This window comes from Novosphingobium sp. TCA1, assembly GCF_009811895.1.
GTDB classification, from domain to species: Bacteria; Pseudomonadota; Alphaproteobacteria; order Sphingomonadales; family Sphingomonadaceae; genus Novosphingobium; species Novosphingobium panipatense_A.
Window position 1 is genome coordinate 21,334 of sequence record NZ_BLJH01000041.1, and the last position, 6,534, is coordinate 27,867.

The following is a 6,534-nucleotide window of genomic DNA, read 5'->3' on the forward strand; positions in this document are numbered from 1 at the left end:
ATTCGGCGCATTCAAAGGGGGATTATTCGATGAGGTAGATCATGAGTATCCTTCTCGGCGCACAGACCCATTTCAGTCAGGGCTGGAATCCTTCGCTTCTCGATGTGGCGGAGGTGCTCGGCGCCGGGGCCATTCGCGACAGCGTGCCTTGGGGCGCCGTGGAAAAAGTGGCTGGGAAGTACGACTTTTCCGTGCCGCAAGCTGCCTGGCTCGACCGCGCGCTCGATCAGGATCTTCATGTTACCCTGACATTCGCGAACGCGAATGCGCTCTATGACAACGGCTACACCGTCTATAGTGATGCCGGGCGGGAGGCGTTCGCGAAGTTTGTCGTGGAGACGCTCAAACGTTATCCCGGCGTCGGCGCCATCGAGATCGGCAACGAGTATAACTCCAATTCGTTCGTTACCGGGCCGGTCGCCACTTCTTCGGCGGCCAATCGCGACGATTACTATGCCAAGCTGGTTTCGGCAATGGATAGAGCGCTCACGCAGGCGGGGATCGACATCGAACTGGTCGGCGGGACCACACACTCCATTCCGGTCGATTATTTTGCCGACCTCAAGGCGCTGGGAACGATCGACCTGCTCGATGCGATCTCGATCCATCCCTATACAACCCCTCCCGAACAGTTTGCGGATCAGATCGCCATTCTGCGCGGCGTGGTCGGTAACATGTTCGATCTAAGGGTTACGGAATTCGGGAGCGATTTCGCTTCCCTTGATGATGCCCCCGCCTATCTCGCCAAGATGCTCAGCGTCATGGGCGATGCCGGTATCGAGAGCGCCAGTTGGTATGCCCTGGCGCGTCAAGCGTATTTTCCGAACATGGAGCTTTGGAACACCGCCGCCGGAACCGCCACCCCGGCGGGCGAGGCGTTTCGCGTATTCGATGATATTCTGAGCGATGCGGACAGGATCGAGCGGGTTACGACCGACGATTTCACGTACTTCTACACGTTCGGCGATCATGCTGCGGTGCTCTGGGGGCAGACGGGTTCGGTTACGCTCGCGCCCGGCGTCACGGCCTACGATCTGGCAGGCCGTCCCATTTCCGGGTTCGACGGGCGTATCTCTGCCGACAAGCCGATCATCCTGAAGTCCGAGGGCGAGATGACGGCGGCTTCGGTGCAGTTCCATCACGGTGCGCTCGTTGCCGATAGCTTCGATCAGTTCGATGTCACCAACACGGATGGTTCGGGCGTCGGATTCGAAGGTCCCTGGTCCTATTTCGCGCTTTCGGGCAACGGCCAGATGACGGCCTTGCAGACCATGGGCGGAGGCCTGAAGGGCGGAGAACTGTGGACGCCTTATCTCGGGTCGCAGTGGCTGCGACCTTTGGAAGTGAATGCTACCCACGTAACGCCGGTGGACTTTTCGGGCGGCATGGATGCTGCGTCGCGTTACGCCATCGTTGAGCGTTATACATCCCAGAGTGCCGGTTCCTTAAGGATAGAAGGCACTTACGATGTGGGCGATCAGACGCGGGACGGGATCTACCTGACGGTGACCGTCAACGATCGGGAGATTCTGCAGCAGCACGTCTACGACCCGGCTCAGGGGAATTCCTTTAGTTTCCAGCTCAACCAAGTCGGGCTCGCCGTGGGTGACCGGATGGAGTTTGTCGTATCTTCCGGCGCCAATGCGGCTGGCGACATCACTTCGCGGCACATCCAGATTTTTGCCGAGACTGTCGGAGCGGCGGACTGGTCCGGGGCCAAGGCCGGAATCCGGTTGGACGTGGCACAGGCGAGCGTGGTCGTCGATGGCAATCGGATGGAGACGACTGCTACGGATGCGATCGGCTCCAGTTTCAATGACGTGATGTCGGGAGGCGCCAGTGCCAACCGGTTTGATGGCGGGGCGGGTGACGATCGTCTGTTCGGGATGGACGGTGACGATATCCTGCAAGGCGGCAGCGGCGCGGATCGTCTCGACGGCGGCTCGGGCGCCGACCGCATGACGGGCGGTTCGGGCGACGACACCTACTATGTGGACGATGCGCGCGATCAGGTGATCGAAACCGATCCGGGTGGCGGGATCGACACGGTTCGCTCCGAGGTGGATTTCGTGATGGGCGCGAATATCGAGCGTCTCTACCTCGTGGGGGAGGGAAGCATCAGCGGCACCGGTAACGGGCTGGCCAATATTCTCTACGGCAACGAGGGTGACAACGTGCTGTCCGGCGGGGGCGGGGCCGACAAGCTCTACGGCGGCGGAGGTTCGGACATCTTCCTGTTCGATGTCCGTGAAGCAGCCGCGAGCGCTGACACGGTCATGGATTTCCAGCTTGGCGTCGATCGTATTGCGATCGACCGGGAGATGTTTGCCGGTGTGACCGGGCTTGCCTATGGTAGCAGCGCCACGAGCGAGGACATGACGTTGTTCTACGATCCCTCGGCAGGCACACTCTACTTCGATGCCGATGGGAACGGGATGGGGGAAGCTGTCGCCCTGGCCAGTCTGCGCGGAAAGGTCATGATGGAGGCGGCCGATGTCCTGTTCGTCTGATCATGGCCCGTTCCCGCAGGCAACTTTCGCGATCGAGGCTGTTTCGCAGCCGTCGCCCTGGTCCGAAACCTTCGGACGGAGCATCGACTGGCCGGGAGGTATTCCGTGCCGCTCTACTGCCAGACTGGAGCGTATCTTTGCGACCACGGAGGAAAAGCGGCCGAAACTGGGATTGGCCTTGGCGGTGGCATTCTCCCTTACCGCTTGGGTCGGGTTGGCGGCGCTGATTACCTGAACTTTCGCGGATCGCACGAAAGAAGCCGGAGAAGGGTTGCCTTCTCCGGCTTTTCTCATGCCTTCGGTCTGGGGTCAGGCTACGATGATGTCCGCGTCGGTCAGGTGGACATCATAGACCAGGACTGAGGTTCCCCCGTAAGTCAGGATCGAATTCGCGCCCGAGAAGGCGATCGAATAGCCGCTGCCCTCGATCAGGCTGACCTTGTCGATGCCCTGTTCGAAATCGAAGAGCTTGTCGGAGCCGTCGTCCTTGTCGAAAACGAAGATGTCGGAACCGGTAATGGAGGCGTCGTTGGGATCGTCCCCGAAGAACACGTCATCGTCGGCACCGCCGAAGATGACGTCGTCGCCCGCGCCGCCATAGAGGCGATCGTTGCCGCCACCGCCGTTGAGTGTGTCATCACCCTCGCCGCCGCGCAGCTTGTCGGCCGAGCCTTGCCCCCAGAGCACGTCGTTGCCCTCGTCACCATAGAGATTGTCGCTGTTCGCGCCGCCCTGGATGATGTCGTTGCCCCCGGCACCGTGAACGGTGTCGTTGCCCTGCCCGGACAGGATTTCGTCGTTGGCCGAACTGCCGCTGAGAATGTCGCCAATCGCTGAACCACTGATAATTGCCACGGGATGTTCCTTCCGAAGATCGTTGAATTTCGAAACGCATAAAATTCGACGATGATTGTGCCGGCTTCCCGTTATCTGTTCAGCAAATCACCCTACTCAAGAGACTAGGTGAAGTTCCCCTGTTGCCCAATTCCCATAACAAGATCTGGTGCAGCGCTTCAGCCTTTCCTCAATCGTGACTTGCAAATACTCTGGATATGAATTGCGCCGCAACCCGATAAATGCACGAAACGTCTTAATTGCGCGGTAATGTGTTCAATGTGGATCGGATAATGAGTATTTATACTTGGTATATAGTTCGTCTATTACAGTGAATGTCTTGTTGTTCAAATGCTGAAATGGCATATGCGATCGCCCGGATTGTCCAAACTGGACGAGGATGATGCTGGAAAACAGAAAAGGCCCCGACGGTCGGAGCCTTTTCCCTGAAACCTGTCCGGCTGTCGTCCCCGTCTTCGGGGTGATTCTTATGCCCAGAGCAAGCCCGCGTCGGTGTGAGTCATGTCGAGGCCGTCCATTCCAGTTCCCTTGATGCGGGCGAGCAGGAATTCGCCGCCGTCATCGTGCATTTCGAGATACGTGGCACCGGCGGTGGTGACGATCTCGAAAGTGGCCTCGGTGGACGCACCGGTAATCAGGATCTTGTCGCCATCGGCTGCGTTGAAATCGTAGATCGTGTCCATGCTCGCGGTGTCCGAGGCGTCGAAGACGAAAGTGTCGGTTCCCGCCTCGCCGTAGAGCCGGTCTGCACCGGTTCCGCCGAAGATCCAGTCATTGCCCGTGCCGCCCATGATGGTGTCGATACCGGCATCGCCGTAGAGATAGTCATGGCCATCGTCGCCGTAGATCGTGTCGTCGCCGTTGCCGCCGTGGATCCCGTCGTTTCCGCCCATGCCGCGCAGTTTGTCCATGCCGTCGAGGCCGTCGATCCGCTCGCCGAGGGTAGTCCCGGTCAGCTTGTCGTCGGCCGCGGAGCCCCCGAGATTGGCGGCATAGGTATGGCCAGCATCTCCGTAAGGGCTGGTCTGCGTAGTGGCACCGCCGGATGAAGGCGTTTCCACCACGCCGCCGGTTCCGCCGTCCACCGGATCGGTAACGGGTGCAGGGGGCGGCGTCTCCGGTTGGCCGGTGGAAACGCCGCCAGCGCCCAGCAGCTTGGCAATCTGGTCGTAGGAATAGACCGCGTCCGAGAAGCGGAACGTCTCGACATTGCAGATGCTCGACACTTCACCTGCCTTGCCGGAAATCTGGAGTTCTCCCGAACCGGAAAGCGATGCGCTGACCGATGAAAGCGTGCAGTTCAGAACCAGGCTGTCGAGCCCCTGTCCGCCATCGATCCTGTCGTTGCCGAAGCTGAAGTAGATCACGTCGTTGCCGCGGCCGCCGTTCAGGATATTGGCGGCGGTGCTGCCGATCAGGGTGTCGTTGCCGTCACCGGAATAGACGTTCTCGATGGTGTTGGCGGTAAGCGACAGGGTGACGCCGGCAATGGAGCTGGCTTTCGCCCCCGTAAGGTCGATCGTCGTGTCGAGGGTAACAGCGGCGGCATTGATCGTGTCTACCCCGCCGTTGGCATCCTTCAGCACGCTGCGCTTGGCGAGGTCTTCACCCTGGTAGAGCAGGCCGAACTCGTCGGTATAGATATAGGTATCGTTCTTCGAGGTCTCAGCGTCGCCCATCAGGGTCAGGGTAGCGCCCTTGAACTTTCCGGTGAGCGGGGCGCCGGCCTTGTCCACGGCGGCGGGATCGCGATTGTAGATGTCCACTTTCCAGGTGCCTGCGGAATCCTCGCCCATCGACGCGACCGAACTGAAAGTGAAGTTGCGGATGCTGCCCACCCGACTTTCCTCGGGAAGATCGTAGACGAGGCGGACCTGGGTACCGTCCGGCGAGGTCAGGTATACGTCGATATCGCCGCTGTTCAGCCAGTTGAGGTCGATCGAAAGCTGCGCATGCTCGAGGTTGACCGCTTCGGTGACGAGGATGTCGAGCGAAATGTGGTCGTTCGAACCGGCCACCAGCGTCTGGGCCGAGGAGACGGTCTTGCTGACGGTCGCCAGGTTCGCGAAGGTCTGCTGCTGGGTCCAGGTCTCGGCCAGTCGCACCGCGTCGTGGACGTTGAGGAAGCCGTATCCGAAGGCATCGCTGAAGTGCAGGCCGCCGCCGTTGAAATTGTCGGCACCGTTGGTCCGCCAGCCGTCACCGAAATCGGCGCCGTCCGAAAGGCCGGTGCGGTGGGCGGAATAGGCCAGGATTTCCTGGATATCGCGGTAGCCGAGATTGGGATTGCCCTGCAGCATGAGGCCGACCGCAGCCGAAACCGTAGGCGCAGCGAAAGACGTTCCGTTCACACTTTCGTAGCGGTCGCTCAGCGAGGTCGTCATGACGTCACGTCCGGCGGCGGAAATCAGCACATTGGCGCCGAGGCTGGTGAACGAGGATGGCTTGCCGTCGCTGTCCACGGCGCCGACGGCGATGGAATAAGGGGAGTTCTGGAAGTTGTGGTAGTTCGACGTGCCGGTGGTTCCGGCATTGCCCGCTGCGAAGACGATGGAGGTGCCCAGGCCCCCGCGCCCTTCCGAAACGGCGCGAACCAGGCCGGCCTTGTATTCGGGATTGACGGCGAAGTTGTCTGCGAAGTTGTCCACGAAGCTCCAGCTGTTGTTGGCCACGTCGACTTCGACCGACTTTTGCAGTGCCGAGACGATCTGGCTGGCAGCATTGGTGGCGGCGTAATCGACGCCATAGCCGACCAGCGTGGCACCGGATGCAATACCCACGGTTCCGACGCCGTTTCCGGCACCGGCGGAGATCACGCCGGCAACGAGCGTACCGTGAGAGGCAGGGAGCGCTGCGGCGTTGATCGTGACATTATCGGTGCCGGTGGCGAAATTGAAGTCCAGCGCGGTGCTGTAGGACTTGCTCAGATCAGAATGGCGATAGTCGATCTGGGAGTCAATCACGCCGATCTTCACGCCCTTTCCGGTGTATTCCTTCCACACTGAGTAGACATCGATGCTCAGCTTGGAACGGGTCGAGCTGTCGAGATACCATTGCTGCTTTTCAAGTGTGTCACCGTAATAAGTTGCGAGGGTCGCGGTGCTGGATACTAGGCCGCGTTGACATAAGATTTCAGCCATAGGCGCACTGCGGCGAGGTTGAGAAAGCT

3 protein-coding genes are annotated in these 6,534 nt (G+C 60.2%); 1 reads left to right on the forward strand and 2 read right to left on the reverse strand.

The window, feature by feature from the left end; translation table 11 throughout:
* Positions 1-41 precede the first annotated feature (41 nt).
* On the forward strand, positions 42-2,510 hold the full coding sequence (locus NTCA1_RS25250; RefSeq protein ID WP_159832189.1) for a calcium-binding protein: 2,469 nt from the start codon (positions 42-44) through the stop codon (positions 2,508-2,510).
* A 309-nt stretch (positions 2,511-2,819) separates the two neighbouring features.
* On the opposite strand, the gene NTCA1_RS25255 is transcribed toward NTCA1_RS25250, so the two are convergent.
* Both NTCA1_RS25255 and NTCA1_RS25260 read right to left on the reverse strand, forming a co-directional pair.
* Positions 2,820-3,365, reverse strand: a complete 546-nt coding sequence (locus NTCA1_RS25255) for a calcium-binding protein (RefSeq protein ID WP_159832190.1) — start codon at positions 3,363-3,365, stop codon at positions 2,820-2,822.
* Positions 3,366-3,832: 467 nt separating this feature from the next.
* A complete protein-coding gene (locus tag NTCA1_RS25260) occupies positions 3,833-6,505 on the reverse strand; it encodes a S8 family serine peptidase (protein WP_159832191.1) in 2,673 nt (890 codons plus the stop codon).
* Positions 6,506-6,534: the final 29 nt, after the last annotated feature.

What these genes read in the sequence shown, in the direction of transcription:
- NTCA1_RS25250 (WP_159832189.1), top strand. Translation starts at nt 42, where the DNA reads ATGAGTATCCTTCTCGGCGCACAGACCCATTTCAGTCAGGGCTGGAAT.
- NTCA1_RS25260 (WP_159832191.1), bottom strand. Translation starts at nt 6,505, where the DNA reads ATGGCTGAAATCTTATGTCAACGCGGCCTAGTATCCAGCACCGCGACC.